At 41.3% G+C, this 19,280-nt stretch carries 21 protein-coding genes and 1 pseudogene; 4 read left to right on the top strand and 18 right to left on the bottom strand.

Annotation, left to right across the window (positions count from 1 at the left end):
- Positions 1-44: 44 nt before the first annotated feature.
- Positions 45-1,058, bottom strand: coding sequence for a DNA polymerase III subunit delta (gene holA, locus CUU66_RS05175; protein ID WP_101640607.1), 1,014 nt, complete (start codon positions 1,056-1,058; stop codon positions 45-47).
- A gap of 339 nt (positions 1,059-1,397) precedes the next feature.
- Here holA and CUU66_RS05170 point away from each other — a divergent pair, with 339 nt between their 5' ends.
- Positions 1,398-1,532: a YqzM family protein gene (locus CUU66_RS05170; protein ID WP_101640606.1), complete on the top strand. Its 135-nt coding sequence runs from the start codon at positions 1,398-1,400 to the stop codon at positions 1,530-1,532.
- Between the two features lie 271 nt (positions 1,533-1,803).
- Here CUU66_RS05170 and CUU66_RS05165 read toward each other — a convergent pair whose 3' ends face one another.
- The 3 genes from CUU66_RS05165 to CUU66_RS05155 form a co-directional block, all read right to left on the bottom strand.
- Positions 1,804-4,089 (bottom strand): DNA internalization-related competence protein ComEC/Rec2, encoded by a 2,286-nt coding sequence (locus CUU66_RS05165; protein WP_101640605.1) that lies wholly within the window; start codon positions 4,087-4,089, stop codon positions 1,804-1,806.
- Positions 4,090-4,115: 26 nt separating this feature from the next.
- Positions 4,116-4,544, bottom strand: a complete 429-nt coding sequence (locus tag CUU66_RS05160) for a deoxycytidylate deaminase (protein WP_101640604.1) — start codon at positions 4,542-4,544, stop codon at positions 4,116-4,118.
- A gap of 67 nt (positions 4,545-4,611) precedes the next feature.
- Positions 4,612-5,247 (bottom strand): helix-hairpin-helix domain-containing protein, encoded by a 636-nt coding sequence (locus CUU66_RS05155; RefSeq protein WP_101640603.1) that lies wholly within the window; start codon positions 5,245-5,247, stop codon positions 4,612-4,614.
- 91 nt (positions 5,248-5,338) lie between these two features.
- On the opposite strand from CUU66_RS05155, the gene comER reads away from it, so the two are divergent.
- Positions 5,339-6,172, top strand: coding sequence for a late competence protein ComER (gene comER, locus CUU66_RS05150; protein WP_101640602.1), 834 nt, complete (start codon positions 5,339-5,341; stop codon positions 6,170-6,172).
- 241 nt (positions 6,173-6,413) lie between these two features.
- Here comER and CUU66_RS05145 read toward each other — a convergent pair whose 3' ends face one another.
- Genes CUU66_RS05145 through CUU66_RS05110 form a run of 8 tightly spaced genes read right to left on the bottom strand, consistent with a single transcriptional unit; the run spans position 6,414 to position 11,423 of the window.
- Complete coding sequence (locus CUU66_RS05145; RefSeq protein ID WP_101640601.1) at positions 6,414-7,163, bottom strand: class I SAM-dependent DNA methyltransferase; 750 nt, start codon at positions 7,161-7,163, stop codon at positions 6,414-6,416.
- Positions 7,160-7,516, bottom strand: coding sequence for a ribosome silencing factor (gene rsfS, locus CUU66_RS05140; RefSeq protein WP_101640600.1), 357 nt, complete (start codon positions 7,514-7,516; stop codon positions 7,160-7,162). Before rsfS ends, CUU66_RS05145 begins: the two co-directional genes overlap by 4 nt.
- Positions 7,516-8,088 carry a bis(5'-nucleosyl)-tetraphosphatase (symmetrical) YqeK gene (gene yqeK / locus CUU66_RS05135; RefSeq protein WP_101640599.1) on the bottom strand — a complete coding sequence of 191 codons (573 nt, stop codon included), beginning with the start codon at positions 8,086-8,088 and terminating at the stop codon, positions 7,516-7,518. Before yqeK ends, rsfS begins: the two co-directional genes overlap by 1 nt.
- On the bottom strand, positions 8,078-8,647 hold the full coding sequence (locus tag CUU66_RS05130) for a nicotinate-nucleotide adenylyltransferase (protein ID WP_101640598.1): 570 nt from the start codon (positions 8,645-8,647) through the stop codon (positions 8,078-8,080). The genes yqeK and CUU66_RS05130 overlap by 11 nt, the downstream gene beginning before the upstream one ends.
- Positions 8,648-8,652: 5 nt before the next feature.
- Positions 8,653-8,946 carry a ribosome assembly RNA-binding protein YhbY gene (gene yhbY, locus CUU66_RS05125; protein ID WP_101640597.1) on the bottom strand — a complete coding sequence of 98 codons (294 nt, stop codon included), beginning with the start codon at positions 8,944-8,946 and terminating at the stop codon, positions 8,653-8,655.
- Positions 8,947-8,948: 2 nt separating this feature from the next.
- On the bottom strand, positions 8,949-9,785 hold the full coding sequence (gene aroE, locus CUU66_RS05120; protein WP_101640596.1) for a shikimate dehydrogenase: 837 nt from the start codon (positions 9,783-9,785) through the stop codon (positions 8,949-8,951).
- A 13-nt stretch (positions 9,786-9,798) separates the two neighbouring features.
- The gene (gene yqeH, locus CUU66_RS05115) at positions 9,799-10,905 is read right to left on the bottom strand and encodes a ribosome biogenesis GTPase YqeH (protein WP_101640595.1); all 1,107 of its coding nucleotides are present in this window, start codon (positions 10,903-10,905) and stop codon (positions 9,799-9,801) included.
- Between the two features lie 2 nt (positions 10,906-10,907).
- Complete coding sequence (locus CUU66_RS05110; protein ID WP_101640594.1) at positions 10,908-11,423, bottom strand: YqeG family HAD IIIA-type phosphatase; 516 nt, start codon at positions 11,421-11,423, stop codon at positions 10,908-10,910.
- A 471-nt stretch (positions 11,424-11,894) separates the two neighbouring features.
- Between CUU66_RS05110 and CUU66_RS05105 the strand changes: the two genes are divergently transcribed.
- On the top strand, positions 11,895-12,035 hold the full coding sequence (locus CUU66_RS05105; RefSeq protein WP_101640593.1) for a sporulation histidine kinase inhibitor Sda: 141 nt from the start codon (positions 11,895-11,897) through the stop codon (positions 12,033-12,035).
- 465 nt (positions 12,036-12,500) lie between these two features.
- On the opposite strand, the gene CUU66_RS05100 is transcribed toward CUU66_RS05105, so the two are convergent.
- Positions 12,501-13,307 carry a phosphatidylserine decarboxylase gene (locus CUU66_RS05100; RefSeq protein WP_101640669.1) on the bottom strand — a complete coding sequence of 269 codons (807 nt, stop codon included), beginning with the start codon at positions 13,305-13,307 and terminating at the stop codon, positions 12,501-12,503.
- Between the two features lie 130 nt (positions 13,308-13,437).
- Between CUU66_RS05100 and pssA the strand changes: the two genes are divergently transcribed.
- Positions 13,438-13,977: a CDP-diacylglycerol--serine O-phosphatidyltransferase gene (pssA, locus tag CUU66_RS05095; protein WP_101640592.1), complete on the top strand. Its 540-nt coding sequence runs from the start codon at positions 13,438-13,440 to the stop codon at positions 13,975-13,977.
- A gap of 379 nt (positions 13,978-14,356) precedes the next feature.
- On the opposite strand, the gene CUU66_RS05085 is transcribed toward pssA, so the two are convergent.
- The 5 genes and pseudogenes from CUU66_RS05085 to CUU66_RS05065 all read right to left on the bottom strand — a co-directional run bounded on the left by CUU66_RS05085 (position 14,357) and on the right by CUU66_RS05065 (position 19,251).
- Positions 14,357-16,153, bottom strand: coding sequence for a M3 family oligoendopeptidase (locus tag CUU66_RS05085; RefSeq protein ID WP_101640591.1), 1,797 nt, complete (start codon positions 16,151-16,153; stop codon positions 14,357-14,359).
- Positions 16,154-16,656: 503 nt separating this feature from the next.
- Positions 16,657-17,044: pseudogene (locus CUU66_RS05080) on the bottom strand (DUF302 domain-containing protein).
- Between the two features lie 30 nt (positions 17,045-17,074).
- The gene (locus tag CUU66_RS05075; protein WP_101640590.1) at positions 17,075-17,845 is read right to left on the bottom strand and encodes a sulfite exporter TauE/SafE family protein; all 771 of its coding nucleotides are present in this window, start codon (positions 17,843-17,845) and stop codon (positions 17,075-17,077) included.
- Positions 17,846-17,878: 33 nt separating this feature from the next.
- On the bottom strand, positions 17,879-18,106 hold the full coding sequence (locus CUU66_RS05070; RefSeq protein ID WP_101640589.1) for a sulfurtransferase TusA family protein: 228 nt from the start codon (positions 18,104-18,106) through the stop codon (positions 17,879-17,881).
- A 17-nt stretch (positions 18,107-18,123) separates the two neighbouring features.
- Positions 18,124-19,251: an MBL fold metallo-hydrolase gene (locus CUU66_RS05065; RefSeq protein ID WP_101640588.1), complete on the bottom strand. Its 1,128-nt coding sequence runs from the start codon at positions 19,249-19,251 to the stop codon at positions 18,124-18,126.
- Positions 19,252-19,280 lie beyond the last annotated feature (29 nt).

Below are 19,280 nucleotides of genomic sequence, written 5' to 3'. Positions count from 1 at the left end.
TCCTTTACAAAGGGTACATTTTACAAATGCCTGGTTTTCTTTTTTTATGTCCCCATCTTTAACAAGATTAATTCGATGGCTAATCTTTTTTCCGCCTGGCCGGTCTTGATTTGATAGTCGGCTTCAGCCAGTTGATAAATAAGTCTCATTAATTCTTTTTCGCTAAACCTTCCAGCTTTCTCCATTGCCAGCTTGACTCTATACGGATGCACTTTAAGCACAGAAGCTATTTTTTGCTGTCCATACCCTTGTCTGGCCAGCTCTTTTACCTGATAAAGCATTCGGATCTGGCCGGCCATCACCGCTAATATTTTTATCGGTTCTTCATTCTGCCTTAAGAGTTCATAATAAATAGATAGCGCCGGTTCCACTTTCCGCTGAAGTATTTTATCTATCAGCGTAAAGATATTCTGCTCAAACGATTTAGCAACCAGCATCTCCACCATTTGCGCATCAATCAGCTTTTCTTCAGCATATAGAGACAGTTTCTCCATTTCGTTGGCCAAAAGCATTAAGTTTGTTCCCGAAATTTCTATAAGCAGGCTAATTGCTTCTTCATGAATCTGTACACCTGCTGCTGCTGCCCTCTCCCTCAGCCAAATCCTTAAATCCTGTTCATTTAATTTTTTTGCCTCAAGCACGGCTGCCTTTCGTTTTAGCTCTTTAGTTATTTTTTTCCGGTCATCCAGTTTTTCGTATGGTGCTGCAATAGCGACAATGGAATACGGGGCAGGGTCTGCTAAATAAGCTTCAAGCCTGCTGACGTCATGTTCTACCTTTGACTTGTTTTTCTCCGCAGTCAAAAAAAAGGCATTTTGCAGAAAGACCAGTTTTCTTTCTCCCAGGAAGGGCAATGTTTCCACATCTTCGAGTGCAGCTTCTATCGGGGTTTCTTCTAGATCAAACACCGAAAGGTTAAAATCAACCTCCTCTTCGGACAGCACATGCTTTGTTAACATCTGTTTTGTTTCATTTATAAGGAAAGCCTCTGTTCCGTAAAGTAAATAGACAGGTGCAAATTGTTTCTTTTCAATACTTCTCCATATATCCATTATCAAATCAGTTCGCCTCAATTATGTAATTAAACTAAATCTTTCTCTTTAATGGTATATTGGCTGAACGAATTTGACAAGCTAAAGGGGAATTAGCTATTGCAGCCAATTCCCTATCTATATGAACGTATACCAGAAAGGGCCTAAGAAACCTGTCTTAGCATACGGAAACTTATAACAAGACTGGCGGTTTGTGAACTCTCTTGTTGAACTTTGTAATATTATGTTTGCCCCTTCATTTCAAAATATTTGTGACAACTCTTGTCAGTATAGGAAACCAAAAAGGGAGTTGTAGATTTTTTTGGAAACATAGCTTATACTATTAGGGAAACAGGAGGGGTATAAATGAACGAATTTGAAAAAAACCTTGTCAGCAAACGTAATGATGCTGTTGATTCTGGCGTTGGATTTGGAGTATCCTTTGGATTTTTTGCAGTTATGTTTATCATTGCTACTGTTTTTAAATTTGTCGGGCAATAAAGGCTCTATACATATCAGCCTGACAGGAAAATGACAACGTTTTAATTATCTTGGCATTGCAAGGATGGGGCTGCTTGTTTAGCAGCCTCATTTTAATTTTATGCTTTGTTAGATTACTGGTGGACAGCGGCCTTTCCTGGTCATTCCGGGGGGGCCACGCCTTTTCGGTATGGGCAAAGCCCTCTAACTTTTTTTTATGGATGGCACTGAAGTAACGTCAACTAAGTGCTATTCAACTCCACGCTGCATGAAAGATTTATTTGCTGATATCTTATGGCAGCATTTCCGAAAAGGTTCCATTCCGATTGAAAAACCGAAATGTAATGGCTCCATCTTTGTCGGTACGGTAAATCAAAACGTTGTGCTCTTTCAGGACATTCAGTACTTCTTGGCTGGGATGGCCATATCTATTATTTTCTCCCGCTGAGATAAAGGCACTGGCAGGGTCCACTTGGTCTAAAAATTCGCCGGACGTGGAATTTTTACTTCCATGATGCCCGGCTTTGAGATAATCAGCTTCCAGCCCAGGGTATTTTTCCATTAGGAGTGATTCTCCTTCCTTTCCTAAATCCCCTGTAAACAGCCATCGCTTTCCTGCTATTTCTGCTAGAATGACAATGGAGGCTTCGTTGGTGTCTTTTGGGTTCCCTTGTGGATTTAGTATGTAAAAGGATTCCTTTCCTGTTGTCCAAGCACTGCCCCCCTTTACAGCCACAATCGAGCTCTTTATATCATTAAGTGATTTTTTATATCCTTTTAAAGCTGCCTGGCTGATTAGAATTTGCTCTGCACTTATCTCTTTCAGCACATTGGGTGCACCTCCCAGATGATCCGCGTCCGGATGTGTAAGAATTAATTTATCTAGCTTTGTAATGCCCTTGCCTTTTAGGAAGGGAACTACTATGTCTTTGCCCACTTCAAATGTACTGCTCTTCTCTTCCCAGCTTTCCCGGTTAAATTGCAGCTGTCCTCCCGTATCAATTAAATAGGTCCCCCTTCCGAAAGGAAGCTTTATGAAGATGGAATCTCCCTGTCCTACATCCAGAAAAGTTACCTCCCCAAACGGAGTAACATATTCAGCAAAATATTGATAACAGAGAAGTATGGTCATTAGAAACACCAGTACTATACATGTAATCTTCGCTTTTATTTCCCAGCAGTAAAATATGCCCAGGATTAAACCGGTCAAAAACACCAGCACAATAAAATGCGGCTTACCAAAAACAATAGATGAAACGGGTATGCTTGAAAGCAAATCCAGCCATCCATTTACGGTATGCAAAATTATATGAAAGAAATGAATAAGCAATTTTGCAGCGGCAGCATGGACCCATATGAAACTAAAGGCCAGTATGGCTAGAGGCAAAATGATGAAGGAATACAAAGGTACGAATACTACATTGACGAAAAGGCCCGCTATTGATACCTCAAAAAAGTGGTATAGCATAATAGGAAGAGAACAGACCTGGCAGATACAGCTGATAATAAACGACTGTAGTAAAAGGGTGGGATAACGGGAAATAATTTTTGAGGAAAATAACAGGGCTGAGGTTACACTAAATGAAAGCTGAAAGCCTGGGTCAAACAGGATATAGGGGTTTAATGCGGCAAAGCCTATATAAGCGAGGCAGATTGTCTGTGCAACCGATACCCTTATATTGACAAGTTGAAGACATAAATAAATCATAGCCATTCCACAGGCTCTGATGACCGGGGGAGAAAGGCCTGTCAGCACTGCATACAGGGGCAGGACAGTGAAGAGCAGCACATGCATTTTTTTCCTGGTGATACCGGATCGAATGCCCAATAAAAAGAGACCTCCTGCTAATATAGTCACATGCAGGCCAGAGATGGACAATAGATGGATAATTCCCAGCACCTGATAATTTTGTAGTATATTTTCATTGATAAAGCCTGCTTCTCCAAATAGAAGCGCAGCGGCAATTCCTTGAGATTCTTTTGAAAAGTGTTTTTTTACCAGCTTTAGCCCTTTGTAACGTATATTTTTTAAAGAATATAGTAGATTTGGCTGTTGTTCAATCTTACAGTTTTCAAGGCTCTGCACCTTTAGCATCCAATGAATACCCCTATAATAGAGATATTTACGATAGTTGAAGCTGTTTTCATTTCTTGCCGGATCTGGCAAATCAAGCGTTCCTGTTACCTTGCACTGCATGCCAGCCTGGTATTGTTCTTCGAAATTCCGTTTTTCCTTATAATTGTTGAATATTCGCCTTACCATCAGTTTTTCGCCGCTTGCAGTCTTAGCGATTGTCTCCATGGAATTTCCATCTATCTCGGGTATATCGGTAAAAGTAATCGAAAATTGACGAAGGTCCGCATGAAGCCCAGTTTGATTTCTTTCTGTATGGACTATATATATACTCCCAGATACCGCAATCACTACAAGCTGAACATATAAAGCAGATCTGTCTTTAATCACGTACAGAAAGCCTATATATAATGCTAGTATGCATAATGATTTCCATCCCCATAAAGAAAAAGCCGTTACGGCAATGGCAGCTGAAACGGCAGAAAACACAAGATTCACATTCATAGGAACCTCCACATGGCTTCTATTCTTTAATTCAAATTATTTTCGCTGTTAAAATGAACAACATCTATATCTTTCAGAAAATAACTATTCCATTTGTTCGGGTATGGATTTCGGTACACAATCCTTTTTATACCTGACTGAGCTAGTGTTTTAGAACATTTCTCGCAGGATTCGTGCGTAATATATGCAGTTGCACCCTTTAGATCATCCCTCTCTGCATGCAGCACCGCATTTTCCTCTGCATGGACGCATCTTATGCACCGGCCATTATCATCTTTCAAGCATCCGGCCTCATCACAATGTTCATGGCCGTGAATGGAACCATTATATCCAGTGGAAATGATATGCCTGTCCTTCACAATAACGCATCCAACCCTTAAACGCTGGCATGTTGATCGAGATGACACCACTTCGGCAATATCTAAAAAGTATTCATCCCAGCTTTTTCTGACCATACTCATCCTCCCGGCTAACAAAATTCTGTCTAGAGTTAGTTTACCTTTTCTTGATCATTTTGTGTAATTATTGAACAAGAACACGGTCCTTAATTTTTTCAAATGTTTTATCTCCGATTCCACTGATCTTTTTTAAATCATCCGCATTCTTAAATCCACCATTCTGTTTCCGGAACTCAAGTATGGCTGCTGCTTTTGACGGGCCAATACCGGTCAGCGTCTGCAGCTCTTCCTCTGTGGCAGTGTTGATATTCACTTTTGCACCCTCAGAAGTTTCCGAACCTGCATCTGCCGGCATATTTTGAATCGCCTCAACAGCCTGTTCTCCTTCAAGCGGTACAAAAATGACCATTTGATCTGCGACTGCCTGAGCCAGATTGACCTTATTCTGATCGGCTCCTTCTTTAAAACTGCCTGCCTTATTAATTAAATCAATGACTCTTTCCCCCGGTTCTGCTTGGTAGACACCGGGCTTTTTTACAGCTCCTTTAATATCAACAAAGATATCAGCAGCCGGAAGCCCAGTATTTTTATCAGGTGCGGATTTTGAGTCCTGCTTCTTCTCTTCAAGATCTTCAAACATGATTGGCTCTGATTCTGATTCCTCAGAAAAGAACTCCGTTGTGAAAAATAGTAAAGCCAGCACAGTAATCACCCCGGAAATCAGGATCATTACCCGTTTATTTGACAGCAGCTTTTCCATTCAATAACATCCTCCTAAAATCGGTTCTATACAGATTGGCTTTGTCATACACTTTTATGAAATGCTACGTCCAGGAAGGGTGATAATTTAGATGAAAATCGGAGTAATTGGGACAGGAAATATGGGGACCATATTAATCGAAGCTTTACTGGATGCGGATGCAGTTTCTCCTGAACAGTTTACGATTACGAACCGTTCCCTAGCAAAAGCGAACTTAATCAAAGTGCGATATCCGGAAATACAGATAGTGGCTTCTGCAGAAAGTGTAGCAGCTAATACCGACCTTATTTTTATTTGTGTCAAACCTCTGGATATTTACAATGTCATCCAACGAATAAAACCGGTTTTGAATCGAAAGCAATGTTTGATATCCATAACAAGCCCCATTTCCGTTGATCAGCTTGAATCTTTAGTTGAGTGTTCCTGCGGAAGGATGATCCCAAGCATCACCAATCGAGCGCTATCAGGGGTATCATTGTTGACCTTCGGAAAAGAGTGTTCAGACGAGTGGAAGGATAAAGTGAAGTGGCTTGCCGGCTCCATATCAGAACCCCTTGAGATATCCAATGAAATTACACGCGTTTCCTCCGATATAGTCAGCTGCGGCCCTGCGTTTTTCAGCTATCTTGCTCGAAGGTTTATTGAAGGAGCCTGTAAAACAACTGCCATTGACGAAGAAACAGCAACGGCACTAACCGAAAATATGCTGATTGGACTTGGAGACTTGTTAAAAAAGGGGTTTTACACACTTCCAGCATTGGAAGAAAAGGTTTGTGTAAAAGGCGGCATCACAGGAGAGGGTATACAGGTTTTGGAAAAAGAGTTGGGTGAGGTGTTTGAACATTTGTTTGAAGCGACTCACAAAAAATTCAAACACGAATTAGAAAAAACCGAAGAACAGTATGAGGTACCATATATAACATAATTCGGCATGTCCGATATATTACCCTTCTTTTTTCAACAAAAAAAGGCTTCCCAATTGGAGAGCCTTTTTTTGCCTTTAGATTTTCTGAACACAATAGAATCAATTCAGCGAAAACTTAAAATAAAGCCCTGTTAAACTTGATGGGCGGACCGTAAGTCACTCGGCGATTAACATAGCAGGATTTCTCCCTGCCCGTTTCAGCGCCGGCTGCATACTCCGTTAAACGGACATCAACGTATTTTTATTTTTTACGGGCTATGAATAAAAGTCTTTCTGCTTCAGAATCATTTGGTTGTTCTTCATCTAAGTCGAAAATAATATCGAGTAACTCAAATCCTGATTCCTGCAGCCATGCTTGGTAGGTTTCTGCAGAAAAAGTCCGTTGATAATGAACCTCTTCAAAGCGGTCATATTTACCGCTCGCATGATCTAAAACAAAAAAACTAAGTTCATGATGGGTACTCAACGGTTCTTTTCCAGGAAAGCTATTCCAAATAAAAGAGATTTCTTCATCATCTTGTGCAAAAGTAGCATCATAAAAGATGTGTTCCATTTTATAAACAGAATGAACATCAAACATAAACAGACCACCTGCTTCAAGATGATTGTAAACAGATTGGAAAGCAGCCTTGACGTCTTCCGGACTTTCTAAGTAATTGAGCGAATCGCAAAAAATAGTAACGGCTTCAAATGTACCGAGTCCATTAAGATCTGTCATATCCTGCTGAAAAAAAGGCACGGACAGCCCTTCACCGGCCGTTTTGGCATGAGCGACAGCCAGCATTTCCTCAGATAAATCTACTCCTGTTACCTCATAGCCTTCCCTGGCAAATCGAACAGAAATTTCACCTGTCCCGCAGGCCAGGTCAAGTACTTTCGTTCCGCTGATTGAATACTTTTCCATCTGTTTCTTAAACAGGTGTACCCATTCAGCGTAGGGTACATCCTTCATTAGTTCATCATACAGATAGGCAAATTGCCCATAACTCATTGAGAAAGCTCACTCTCTATGTTTTCTCTTGGAGCGTCTCCCCATAACCGTTCAAGGTTATAGTAGCCTCTTTCATCCCGGTGGAATACATGTGCAATGACATCTCCAAGGTCGACAAGAATCCACTTTGCTTCATCAAAGCCTTCCATCCTTTTAACCGTGTACCCTTTTTCCTCTGCTTTTTCACGCATTTCCCTTGCAATGGCCTGTACTTGTTTATCTGATCCGCCATGGCAGATTAAGAAATAATCTGCTACAAGAGAGATACCCTTCATGTTAAGCACTAAAATATCTTCTGCCCGTTTATCATCAGCTGCCCTTGCTGCTGTAATGAGAAGCTCACGTTCATTCATTAAGCTGACTCCTCCTTATTCATAATTAAATGATTATATGCTTTAAAACTATCTGGATAAATAGATTGACCTCTCTTCATCAGGAAGAGGATCGTATTGCGCATCGCTTCCAATACCGCTTGATCGAGTTGTTCTGAAGCGGTCTTACGGACCTCATCCACACCTGGAAAATTTCTGCCTGGTTCTATATAGTCTGCCAGGTAAATGATCTTTTCAAGCAATGTCATGTTTTCTCTGCCTGAGGTATGGTACCTGATAGCATTAAGTACTTCGCTGTCTTTAATCCCTGCCTCTGTTTCCACTAGATACGCACCAACAGGCGCATGCCACAGCTCCATATTATATACGAGCAGATCCTGCGGCATACCTTCACTTATAATGATGCTCTTCATTTCTTCCTTTGGGCGAAATTTGGCGTAATCATGGAAAATAGCAGCGAGTTGTGCCTGTTTTTTGTCAGCCCCATACTTTTCTGCAAGCCAGATGGCAGATTCCTCTACCCCTAGAGTGTGCTGATAGCGCTGCTCAGTAATCTGCTGTTTAACCAGCTTCAGTGCTTGATCACGATTCATATAACTTGTTCACCTCTATATACTTCTGAACATCTTCATGGACCAGATATCTAATGGATTTTCCTTCCTTTACCCGCTGTCGGATAAGCGAAGAAGAAAGATCAATCTGAGGCATCTCTACCATTATGACCGGATAGGAAGTTTCCTCTTTGTAGGAGGGACGCTGCACTCCCACAAATTGGACCATTTTCATCAGTTCTTCGACTCGATGCCATTTAGGTAAATACTCTATCATATCGGCGCCAATAATAAAATAGAACTGTGTATCAGGCTCACGTTCTCTTAGCGCTTCAATTGTATCATACGTGTAGGAAGCTCCTTCACGGCCCAGCTCAATAGTCTCGAGACTGAGCTTCGGGTTAGAGTTTATCGAAATCCGGACCATCTGAAGCCGGTCATTAGAGGTTACATCTTCATTGTACTTTTTATGCGGCGGAATGTGGTTTGGCATAAGCCTGACCTCATCCAGGCTTAATGCTTCTAAAACTTCATTGGCTACGATTAGATGACCCAGGTGCGGCGGATCGAATGTCCCGCCAAGAATCCCAGTTCTTTTCATATCAATTAAGATGGAAGCTGCAGCTGTTTATTTTCTCTTGATTCTTTATAAAGGACAATGGTATTCCCAATAATTTGAACCAGTTCCGCACCCGTTCCTGCAGTGAATGCTTCTGCAGCTGTTTCCTTATCTTCGTCGCTGTTTTGAAGGATACTGATTTTAATCAGTTCCCTGGCTTCCAGCGCCTCTCCAATTTGTTTAATCATATTTTCATTCACGCCGCCTTTACCAACTTGGAAAATTGGATTAAGGTGATGTGCTTTAGAACGTAAGAATCTCTTTTGTTTTCCTGTAAGCATTTTTATCCTCCTAGCTTGTTTACAACAATTTGTCTCATCTTAGTTGAATCGGGAGTGACCCCTGTCCATATTTCAAATGCCAGGGCTGCCTGATAGACAAACATGTCGATCCCATTATGAGTCATGGCCCCTTTTTCTTTTGCCTGTCTAAGAAAACCTGTTTCAAGGGGATTATATATAATATCACTCACAAGGGCAGATGCTTGTAGTCTATCGCTGATTTCAAAAGGCACTTCACTGACATTGGGGCTCATTCCAGCGGAAGTTGTTTGTACAATAAGGTCATATTGAGAGATCATTTCAGCGGCCTCTTCAAAACCAAAGGCTTGGGAGGCTGTCTCGTAAGGACACTGCTCAATTAGAGACTTCGCATTTTGCAATGTGCGGTTGCAAATGTCTATTTGTGTGATGCCTTCCTTCACAAGAGAGAAGTAGATTCCTCTAGCCGCCCCCCCTGCCCCAATGATCAATGTTTTTTTGTTAGCCAAAGGCGTTCCTAATCTCTCTTTTATGCCGCGGACAAAACCGGGACCATCCGTATTGTAGCCTACAAGGCGTCCTTCTCTGTTAACAACTGTGTTAACAGCCCCTATTGCCCCGGCTAATTCATCGATTTCATCCAGGAAAGGCATTATCTTTGTTTTGTGAGGGACAGTCACATTAAAACCAGATATGTTCAATGCCCTAACACCCTTTACCGCATTCTCCAATTGATCAGGAAGAACGTGAAAAAGATGATAGTCAGCGTTTATGTCCATTCGTCTGAAGGCATCATTATGAATGTCCGGGCTCATGGAATGGCGGATGGGATCTCCCATTACTCCGTATAACTTTCTCACTTGAATCACCGCTTTATATTAAGGATTTACGCAGGATTACGTTTACACCTTTTGGTACATGGGCAATGATCTTAGCGCCTGGTTCGTTCACAGTAACCCAGCCTAATCCTGAAAACACTACATCTGTTTTTGCTTCCTTGATTGAAAACTCGTGAGGTACAAGCTCCGGGAATTCATCCATTTGGTCTTTCCTTGGAGGTGTAAGCAGCTCACCGGCATGATTCTTGTATAGTTCATCTGCCTTCTCAAGCTTAGTCCGGTGAATATCTAAATCATTCGATAAATAGCAGGTGAACGATCTTCTGCCGCCGCTTAGATAATCAAATCTGGCTAAACCTCCAAAAAATAATGTCTGCTCCTCGTTCAGCTGGTAGACTCTAGATTTAATTTCTTTTTTAGGTGTAATATACTTTAAATCTCTTTTATCAATATGATGAGCCATTTGATGATGGTTTATGATTCCCGGAGTGTCTGTCAGGTTTTTCCCATCATCAAGCGGGATTTCAATAATATCCAGCGTGGTGCCCGGAAAATGCGAAGTTGTAATAATATCCCCTTCGCCTGTCACTTCTTTGATCATCCTATTAATGAATGTGGATTTCCCTACATTTGTACAGCCGACCACATATACATCCTTGCCGCTGCGGTAATGTTCAATGGCCGCTGCGGCTTCTTTCATATTCTCGCCTTTAGAAGCACTGACTAGTAAAACGTCGATAGGCTTTAAACCAAGTTCTTTAGAAGATGCCTGCAGCCAATTAATCAATTTATTATGCTTGACTGATTTAGGAAGCAGATCAACTTTGTTTGCGATCAGTAAAACATCGTTTCCGCCTGCAAAACGCTGAAGACCAGGCAGCCAGCTTCCATTAAAATCAAAAATGTCTACAATTTTAACAATAAGGGCGTCTTTGGAGCCCACGCCGTTTAAGATTTTCAAGAAGTCATCATCTGTTAATGAGACATCCTGTACTTCATTATAATGTTTTAATTTAAAACAACGCTGGCAGATCACAGTCTCTTTCTCCAATGCCGATGCGGGAGCATACCCAAGGCCTTTTGGATCTTCTGTCTGAACCTTTATACCACAGCCGATACACACTACGTTTGTTTCGCTCAATTCTAATCCTCCCAATTAATCATACCCTTTCGTCTGAACCATGAAAGGATCCTGCGCTCGATTTTCCTGTTAAACCTTGTTACGAATCCATCTGTCTGTGCCACAGGTACGACAAGGATCGTCTTAAATCCATTTCTATTTCCGCCAAATACATCTGTGAGCAGCTGGTCACCAATTACGACCGCTTCCTCTTTCTTTATACCCATTTGGTTAATCGCCCGGTTAAAGGCTTTGCCCATCGGCTTTCTCGCTTGAAAGATAAAAGGAATTTTTAATGGATCAGCGAAGCTGTGTACCCTTTTCTCATTATTATTAGAAACAATGGTCACAAGAATTCCGTGATCCCTCATATTATCAAACCATTTGATCAGCTGCGGTGTGGCACTTGGCCTGTCCCATTCGACAAGGGTGTTATCCAGATCAGTGATGATCCCTTTGATCCCTTGCTCTTTAAGCCTTTCAGGAGTGATATCTAAAACGCTTTTCGAATGTTCACTGGGAAGAAATAATTTTAGCAATGTCTTTGCACCTCTATATTTTCCAAGAAATTTACCTTATCCATCATACCTAATATTAAGTCTCCTTTCAAAAGGAATTTTCCTTTACACATCCGTTCCTTACAAAGAATCCTATTCAAAAATGATTTGACTGCTATTTTTTGATTTTACGTCATTTATTTATAAAGCCTTTTACATGGAATCAAGCATAAGTTAAAAAAGTTTTCGACAAAAACGTGTACCTTCATATCTTGTGGATAAAACTATTCACATTATACCCTTTGAACTATATACCTCAATATTACTTTTCAACAAGTTAGTCACAACTTATCCACCATTTCTTGTGGATAACAGAACGGTTGTTCTCCGCGATTCATTCTGATAGAGTAGGGGTACAACAAGTTGAACCTAAAATTATATGCCTAATTTCATGAAAACATAACATACATCTTAACAAAATTTTATGGAGGTGAAAGGCTTTAGGCCTGTTACATGAACAAGCTTTCAGACGATTTATTGATTGAATCCTATCTTAAAGCCAGGGAGTTAAAACTAAGTCCTGAATTCATCCGCCTGATAGAAACAGAAATAGACCGGCGGACTCTTACACATAAAATAAGGTTATATTCCTGACTAGCAAGCCCAGAATATGCAGGGCTTTTTTTCTTAGGGTGTTTTCGCAAACTTTGTTGTAATTGAACAAGGAGGTAGATTGGAACGTGAGGATGCTCGCGGACCTTAGGGGCGGGCTCCTGAGCCTCCTCGGCTTCGCCTGCGGGGTCTCACCTGTCCCGCTGCTCCCACCCAGAAAAGCGGAAAGCGGTGCCTGCCCACCATATAAATATTAAAAGCTTGGTGTTAATCCCAATAGATATAAAATGGGAAACAAAGTGGCAGGCAGAGACCCGACAAGCATAAGACGAGCAGGCTGTGGGGTGTGCTTTTCTCCCCATAGACGGATTGGCTTATGACTCGAGGGTCTCAGCTTGCAGCTGGATCAAAGAGTCTCGCACCTTACGTTCCAATCAACCTGTTTAACAATAGGATAGGTTCACCGAACTATTAAAAAACAACAATCTTTTAGAAAAGAGCCTTTTCTTATAAGCGGGAAGGAGCTGCCGCTTCATTTTTTATATACCCAATTCCCTCTCCAACATGTACATCTAAAGGAAAGCTATTGCCCACAGCCGGCGTAAACGTATCTTTTTCAAACAAAAGGACGACAGTTGACCCAAAGCTGAAATAAGCGAGCTCTTCTCCCTTACGGACTTCTTTCTCTGAATGTGTCACAACGATGGAGTTTACGAACATCGCGCCGACCTTTACCAGCGATATATGGCCGCCTGCATGTCTCAGCTCGGTTATAATCCGATAATTTTTTGAAAGAGGATCTCTGCCAAATTTCATTCCCCACGCATTGACAGGGTATGATTTTTTCCCAAGCAGCCAGCGCTTTGTCACTTCACCATTAACCGGGCTGTGGATACGGTGATAATGGCTGGGACTCAGGTAAATAACCATGTAGCTTCCGCCTATATACTTTTCCAGCACTTCGCTGTCGTTTAGCATTTCTTCTATTGAATATTTTTTCCCTTTTACTATAAATTGCTTGTCTGGGTGTATTTCCCCCATATCCTCAAGCACCCCGTCTACCGGGCTCACTACAGACTGGCTGTCGGGATGGATCACCCTGGCCTCTCCCTTCAGCTTACGAATAAATAAATCATGCAGGGTAGGAAATTCATTCACATTACGTTCCACTTCATCTATGTTCAATTTATATAGTTTTACATATGATGGTATTAAAAACCGGCTAAGGGTCGATTGTGAAAAACGTCTCAAGGCACCCGAGGTGATCCTTCCGTTTGTCAGCTCGATTAACGATCTGTAAAAAGTTCTAAGCAGCAATTATAGTTCCTCCAATTGAAAAATAGTCCTTTACGAGTTAGCATAAAACGAATAAAATAAAATATTATTATATAACAAATACTAGGGTGATTTCCATTATCCTGCAAGTATTGAAGGAGTGAGGAAATTGTTTCTGTCCAGTGTGCTAGATCTGACCATAAAAAAAATAAAATCACAAACTGCAAATGTACTTACCCTCATTAACTTATCCCTAGGTGGTTTTTCAATAATTTCAGGTATGAAAGGTGAACTAAATCTTGCTCTTTTATTAATTTTTTTAGCTGCTCTTGCTGACCGCTTTGACGGCATGGCCGCAAGACTCCTTAATTCCGAGTCAGAGCTTGGGAAACAGCTTGATTCAATGTGCGATATTATATCCTTTGGCGTTGCCCCTGCCCTGCTCCTTTATGAGGGTATCATCGTTGAATTCGGGGCACCGGGTACGTTCTTTACCGTTTTTTACATCGGGTGCGGCGCATTTCGGTTAGCTAAATTCAACATTACTGAAAACAATGGGTACTTTACGGGGCTGCCAATCACTGCTGCCGGCTGCTTACTGACGCTGAGCTTTTTAGCAATCCCTTATATAGCACCTGTATCTTTCCTATTCTTGATGATTATATTATCTTTCTTGATGGTCAGTCCATTTAAACTTAAAAAAGTTTAATAAATGAAAACAGACTCCAATTTAGGGAGTCTGTTTTTTTATTATGAATAGCCGGCCAAGCTGGCACTCTTTATTAAATTTTTTCTTGAAAAGTTCCAGTGTCTCCTTTTCTATCAGTTAGGCTATTTTCGCAAACTTTATTGTTCTTAACAAGGGGGCTGATTGGAACGTGAGGATGCTCCCTTTCCGCGGGGCGGGCGCTGAGCCTCCTCGGCTTCGCCTGTGGGGTCTCACCTGTCCCGCTGCTCCCGCAGGAGTCTCACACCTTACGTTCCAATCAACCTGTTTAACAATAGGGTAGGTTCACAGAACTATAAAAACAACAATCTTTTAGAAAAGAGCCATCAGTTAAGTGCGATCGGGCACCGCTTTCCACTTTTTAGTTCACTTTTACATTCGTTAGTTCAAGGAATTCTTCTACGTCCTTCATGCACATAGACACTGCTTCTTCCCAGAAATCTCTCTTAGTCAAGTCCACACCTAAATGTTTCATTGCCAGTTCCTCAACCTTCATTGAGCCTGTATCCTGAAGGAGCTTAATATATTTCTGCTCGAAGCTTTCCCCTTCTTCAATCGCTTTTTTATAAATGCCCAATGAGAATAGGTACCCGAATGTATAAGGGAAGTTGTAGAAAGGCACTCCCGTAATGAAGAAATGCAGTTTTGAAGCCCAGAATAATGGATGATACTCTTCAAGAGCATCACCATAGGCTTCTCTCTGTGCTTCTTCCATCAGCTGATTCAAGCGGGAGGCACCGACAACGCCTTGTTTTCGTTCTTCATAGAAGTTTGTTTCAAAGATAAATCTTGCATGGATGTTCATTAACAGCGCAACGGACCGCTGAACTTTATCTTCTAACAGTGCCAGCTTTTCTTCATCGCTTTTTGCCTGTTTCACAGCTGCATCAGCCACGATTAATTCTGCAAAGGTTGATGCCGTTTCCGCAACATTCATTGCGTAGCCTCTGTTTAAATAATGCGAATCCTTTAACGCATATGAGTGAAATGCATGGCCCAGTTCGTGTGCCAGTGTTGAAACATTCGAAGGTGTACCGGAATAGGTCATGAAGATCCGTGACTGGCCGCTTTGCGGGAACCCTGTACAGAAACCGCCAGGAGATTTATTATCTCTATCCTCAGCTTCGATCCAGCTTTCCTTGAATGCTCTCTCTGTGAATTGGGTGAGTTCTTTGCCAAACTTTGAGAACTGCTCCAATATGAACTCTGCGCCTTCTTGGTACGGCATTACCCCCGCCGACTCTGTAACAGGTGCATCCAAGTCATACCAGCTCAGTTTTTTAACGCCTAACAGCTGGGCTTTGCGGTTTAAATATTGTTTCAGCGGCTCTTTTTGCTCTGCAATGGCACTCCACATACTATGTAAGGTTTCTTTAGACATTCTATTATAATCAAGAGGTTCTTTTAGGACATCATCCCAGCCGCGCTTCCCATATACATTTAATCTAAAGCCCGATAAATGGTTCAGGGTATTTGCAAACAGGTCAGCTTTTTCTCCCCAGGCCTTTTCCCAATTTCTAAACACGGTCTGCCGCACTTTCCGGTCAGGATTAGAAAACTTATTAAAGGCCTGTCCAACAGATAATTGCTTCAGCTCCCCCTGTTCTTCGACAGGCACCTTAACCGAGCTGACTAAAATATCATACATTTGTCCCCAGCCATGATATCCGTCAATAGACAATTGATTAATTAATGATTCTTCTTCGACAGAAAGCTTTTCCATGACCCTTTCTCTGCGCTCTTCAAGAACAAAACGAACTTCCTTTAAAAAGTCGTCCTTCAGAATAGCCTGGAAAAATTGCTCATCCAACTGTGCAAGCTTTACATCAAATCCATTGAGTGCTGTAGAGAAATCAGCACTGAACCCTGTAATCTTCCCTCTAAGCTCTCTTGCCCTGTTATCTGTAGTATCCTGCGCTTCCAAACAGCCGATGAAGGCTCCCGCCTGCCTAAGCTTTGCACCGACTAAGGCAAACTGTTCCAGGATATGAATGATAACATCCTTGTCTGTCGGCTCGGATGTGACTTTCCAGCTGGCAATCAGGCTCTTAAATTTAGACAGATCCTGCTGTACATCGGATAAATGTGCAGCAAATTCCTCAGAGTGGCTTCCGCCTTGAAAAAAAACATCTAAATCCCATTTCAAAGAATAATTCATATTCTTTCTTCCCCCTTTTTCTTCTTATATTATAGGGCTTTTTTTAAATTTTTTCTATTTTTAAATAATAGGACACGCGTACGTGAACGATATAGCTTCAATCACACGGCTGCCGGAATGACCTCATATTAAATCTGCGGACACCGCCCATTTTGACATTCTTCCCAACAAGTGTGGTGACATATTTTTCTATTTCAATGGTTTGGGGAGTGATTATGCTTTTAAACTTATTAATCCAGATCCTGGTTAATGTTATCGTGGCTCTTCCTCCATAAAATAGTATTTTGATTTATAAATGTTACCATTAATAATATATCTGACAATTTAGTGACACAGTAACCATATTAGTTCGTATAATTGGACCATGGATGGTTTTTATCAATTAGATAATTAAATCTGGAATATGCAAAGGGATAGGAATTTGTAAATCAGGACAAAAACGGTACCATGGAACTAGGAAAACAGCAATGCCGTGATCGCTGTTTTTCCCTTTAAATATTTGACTACTTACTTTTGTTCAATACCTTTATCAGCGTAGCCTCAATATTTTCTGCTAATGTCTTTTAACTCTGGATCTTTAATCATTCCCACCATCATTGTTGGTTTTGGCAAACCGATTTTCGTTGTTCCACCAGAGCGATATACGGTAATTTTGCATGGGAGAAAATAACCGACAAGCTCATTAATTTCAATAACCCTCGCAGCTTCCTTTGGATTACATACTTCTAATATATGGTAAGGGTTATCGTAACTATCTACGCCTTTTTCATGCAATTTGGAGGGAAGGTCAAGTTGCCACAATATACCGAATTTCTCTTCCTTTAATTGAGTCTCAAGTGAAATAATAGCTTCTTCTACTGATTTGCTGCTCTCAACTGTATAATGAAACATCTGACGTTTTCACTCCTTCAAAGCGATACCTTATAAGAGGATATCTGCCCAAATCTTAACTGTGGTAACTAAAATCAAAAAGGTTAAGGCCCATTGCAGTACCTTGCTGTTTATGTTTTTACTGATTTTCACTCCAAGCGGGGAAGCTACCACGCTAACTGCTATCATAAGCAGGGCTGGAAGCAGGGAAACTTGTCCAGTCGTTACCTTTCCTATCACTCCTCCCGCAGAAGAAACGAAGGTAATGGCCAGTGATGTAGCGATAGTAATTCGCATTGGAACCTTTAGTACCACAAGCATCATCGGAATGAGGATGAATGAACCGCCAGCTCCTACCACTCCAGAGGTTAGACCTACAAAAAAAGCAAGGATGGCTGCCAGCCATTTATTAAAATCAAATAACTCTTGATTTGATTCTTTCTTGGGAACAAACATTATGATTCCCGCTGACAGTGCTAACAATCCATAAATGATGCTGATGCTGTTTTCAGGAATGGATTGGGAGAAGTATCCCCCAATCAGGCTTCCCACTAATATGCTCGATCCCATAACCAGAAACAGAGGTTTATTAATATATCCCCCTTTACGATAAGACCAGACTCCCCCAAGGGTTGCAACGAATACTTGGATTGCGACTATTCCAGATACCTCATGAGCCGTAAATCCATCGAAACCCATTAGAGGCGGAATATATAAAAGAATGGGATAGTTAACGATGGCTCCCCCAATTCCTAACATACCTGATAAAAAGGAACCAATAAAGCCAATTACCAAGACGGTGCCGATAAACCCTATATCCATATTCTCACCAACCTACGTAATTTCGTCATGAAGTTATCCTTTTTTCAAGTAAAACTTCAAAACCCCATTCTCTTCATTGTGGTCCACAAGTTCATGCCCACCTGATTTTGCCCAAGCTGATAGGTCGTTTTTTGCTCCTTTGTCTGTTGCATGTATCTCTAAGATTTGGCCGTTTTCCATTTGATCCATCGCCTTTTTTGTTTTTACGATCGGCATAGGACAAGCGAGACCCTTTGCATCCAAGAATTTATCTGCTTTCATTTGTAAGATCCTCCTTTTTATTTTTGGACCGCACAGCGGTTTGGCCCAATTTCCATTTCCCTTTGTTCTTCTTCTTCAGGATTCAATTTCCCCATATTGGTTTGGCGGATCTCTTGATATGAGTTTGGCTGTGGAGGCAAGTTATCCGTAACCAGGCTTCGGAATTCATCAGTCTCTAAACTAAGTCCTTGATTACGCTCATACAATTCTTTTAAGCTGGCCATGACTTCCCCGTTTTCCCCCAGTTCAGAAACCTTGGAAAAATGGGCAGGCAGAACAGTCAAGCCTCCGTCTAACTTTGTGTATTTGTCATAAAGGGATTCTCTTAAATCTGTGACCCAGTCATCGGCCTTTCCAGCCAAGTCAGGACGGCCGATGGATTCTACAAACAAAATATCACCAGTTAACAAATATTTATCATCAATTAGAAGTGATGTGCTTCCAATGGTATGGCCAGGTGTGTATAGCGGTTGGACAATTACCTTTGTATCACCTACATGGATTTCTTTGCCTTCTTGTAAACCCTCAAAATCAAACACTACTTCTTCGGCATCTTTAGGAGGGATGTAATACGTACCTCCCACTTTTTCAGCCAATTTTTTTCCTCCAGAAATATGGTCCGCATGAAGATGGGTATCTGCGACATGCTTAATGAGAATGTTATTTTCATCGGCAAAAGTCTTATAGTGTTCTGTCATTCGGGCAGCGTCTACTATTAACGCTTCTCCTTGTGACTCAATCATGTACGATAAACAGCCTTTTCCGATTCGGACAAACTGATAGAGGCTGCCGCCGTCTTTTAGGTCACCTATCTTAACTGGCTCTAAATATTCACTCCATGCCTTCATGCCGCCTTCTAGATAGAAAACGGAAAGACCTGCATCCGACAGCATTTCGGCTACCATGACAGATGATCCTTCTTTTGCACACACGACAAGGACTTGTTTATTTAACGGGAGTTTATCCACTATATCTTCCACACCGTCAAGCAGATCAAAATAGGGTACATTCAGATACTCAAAGTTTTCACCTTCAATTTTCCAATCACCGTAGGCATCATGGTTGCGGACGTCTAAAATAAATAACGGATCCTTATTTATCACTTTTTTTGTTACTTCTTTAACCGTCATAGATTTTACAGTCATTTAATATACCCCCCATAGTATAGTTTTTT

This window comes from Peribacillus deserti, assembly GCF_002863585.1.
GTDB lineage: Bacteria > Bacillota > Bacilli > Bacillales > DSM-1321 > Paraperibacillus > Paraperibacillus deserti_A.
This window is presented reverse-complemented; position numbering and strand designations above follow the sequence as displayed.

What these genes read in the sequence shown, in the direction of transcription:
- CUU66_RS05160 (WP_101640604.1), bottom strand. Translation starts at nt 4,544, where the DNA reads ATGGTCAGAAAAAGCTGGGATGAATACTTTTTAGATATTGCCGAAGTG.
- comER (WP_101640602.1), top strand. Translation starts at nt 5,339, where the DNA reads ATGAAAATCGGAGTAATTGGGACAGGAAATATGGGGACCATATTAATC.
- CUU66_RS05075 (WP_101640590.1), bottom strand. Translation starts at nt 17,845, where the DNA reads ATGGATATAGGGTTTATCGGCACCGTCTTGGTAATTGGCTTTATTGGT.
- yqeK (WP_101640599.1), bottom strand. Translation starts at nt 8,088, where the DNA reads ATGAATCGTGATCAAGCACTGAAGCTGGTTAAACAGCAGATTACTGAG.
- CUU66_RS05145 (WP_101640601.1), bottom strand. Translation starts at nt 7,163, where the DNA reads ATGAGTTATGGGCAATTTGCCTATCTGTATGATGAACTAATGAAGGAT.
- CUU66_RS05130 (WP_101640598.1), bottom strand. Translation starts at nt 8,647, where the DNA reads ATGAAAAGAACTGGGATTCTTGGCGGGACATTCGATCCGCCGCACCTG.
- CUU66_RS05065 (WP_101640588.1), bottom strand. Translation starts at nt 19,251, where the DNA reads ATGACTGTAAAATCTATGACGGTTAAAGAAGTAACAAAAAAAGTGATA.
- CUU66_RS05155 (WP_101640603.1), bottom strand. Translation starts at nt 5,247, where the DNA reads ATGGAAAAGCTGCTGTCAAATAAACGGGTAATGATCCTGATTTCCGGG.
- CUU66_RS05105 (WP_101640593.1), top strand. Translation starts at nt 11,895, where the DNA reads ATGAACAAGCTTTCAGACGATTTATTGATTGAATCCTATCTTAAAGCC.
- yhbY (WP_101640597.1), bottom strand. Translation starts at nt 8,946, where the DNA reads ATGCTTACAGGAAAACAAAAGAGATTCTTACGTTCTAAAGCACATCAC.
- CUU66_RS05170 (WP_101640606.1), top strand. Translation starts at nt 1,398, where the DNA reads ATGAACGAATTTGAAAAAAACCTTGTCAGCAAACGTAATGATGCTGTT.
- CUU66_RS05070 (WP_101640589.1), bottom strand. Translation starts at nt 18,106, where the DNA reads ATGAAAGCAGATAAATTCTTGGATGCAAAGGGTCTCGCTTGTCCTATG.
- CUU66_RS05165 (WP_101640605.1), bottom strand. Translation starts at nt 4,089, where the DNA reads ATGAATGTGAATCTTGTGTTTTCTGCCGTTTCAGCTGCCATTGCCGTA.
- CUU66_RS05085 (WP_101640591.1), bottom strand. Translation starts at nt 16,153, where the DNA reads ATGAATTATTCTTTGAAATGGGATTTAGATGTTTTTTTTCAAGGCGGA.
- rsfS (WP_101640600.1), bottom strand. Translation starts at nt 7,516, where the DNA reads ATGAATGAACGTGAGCTTCTCATTACAGCAGCAAGGGCAGCTGATGAT.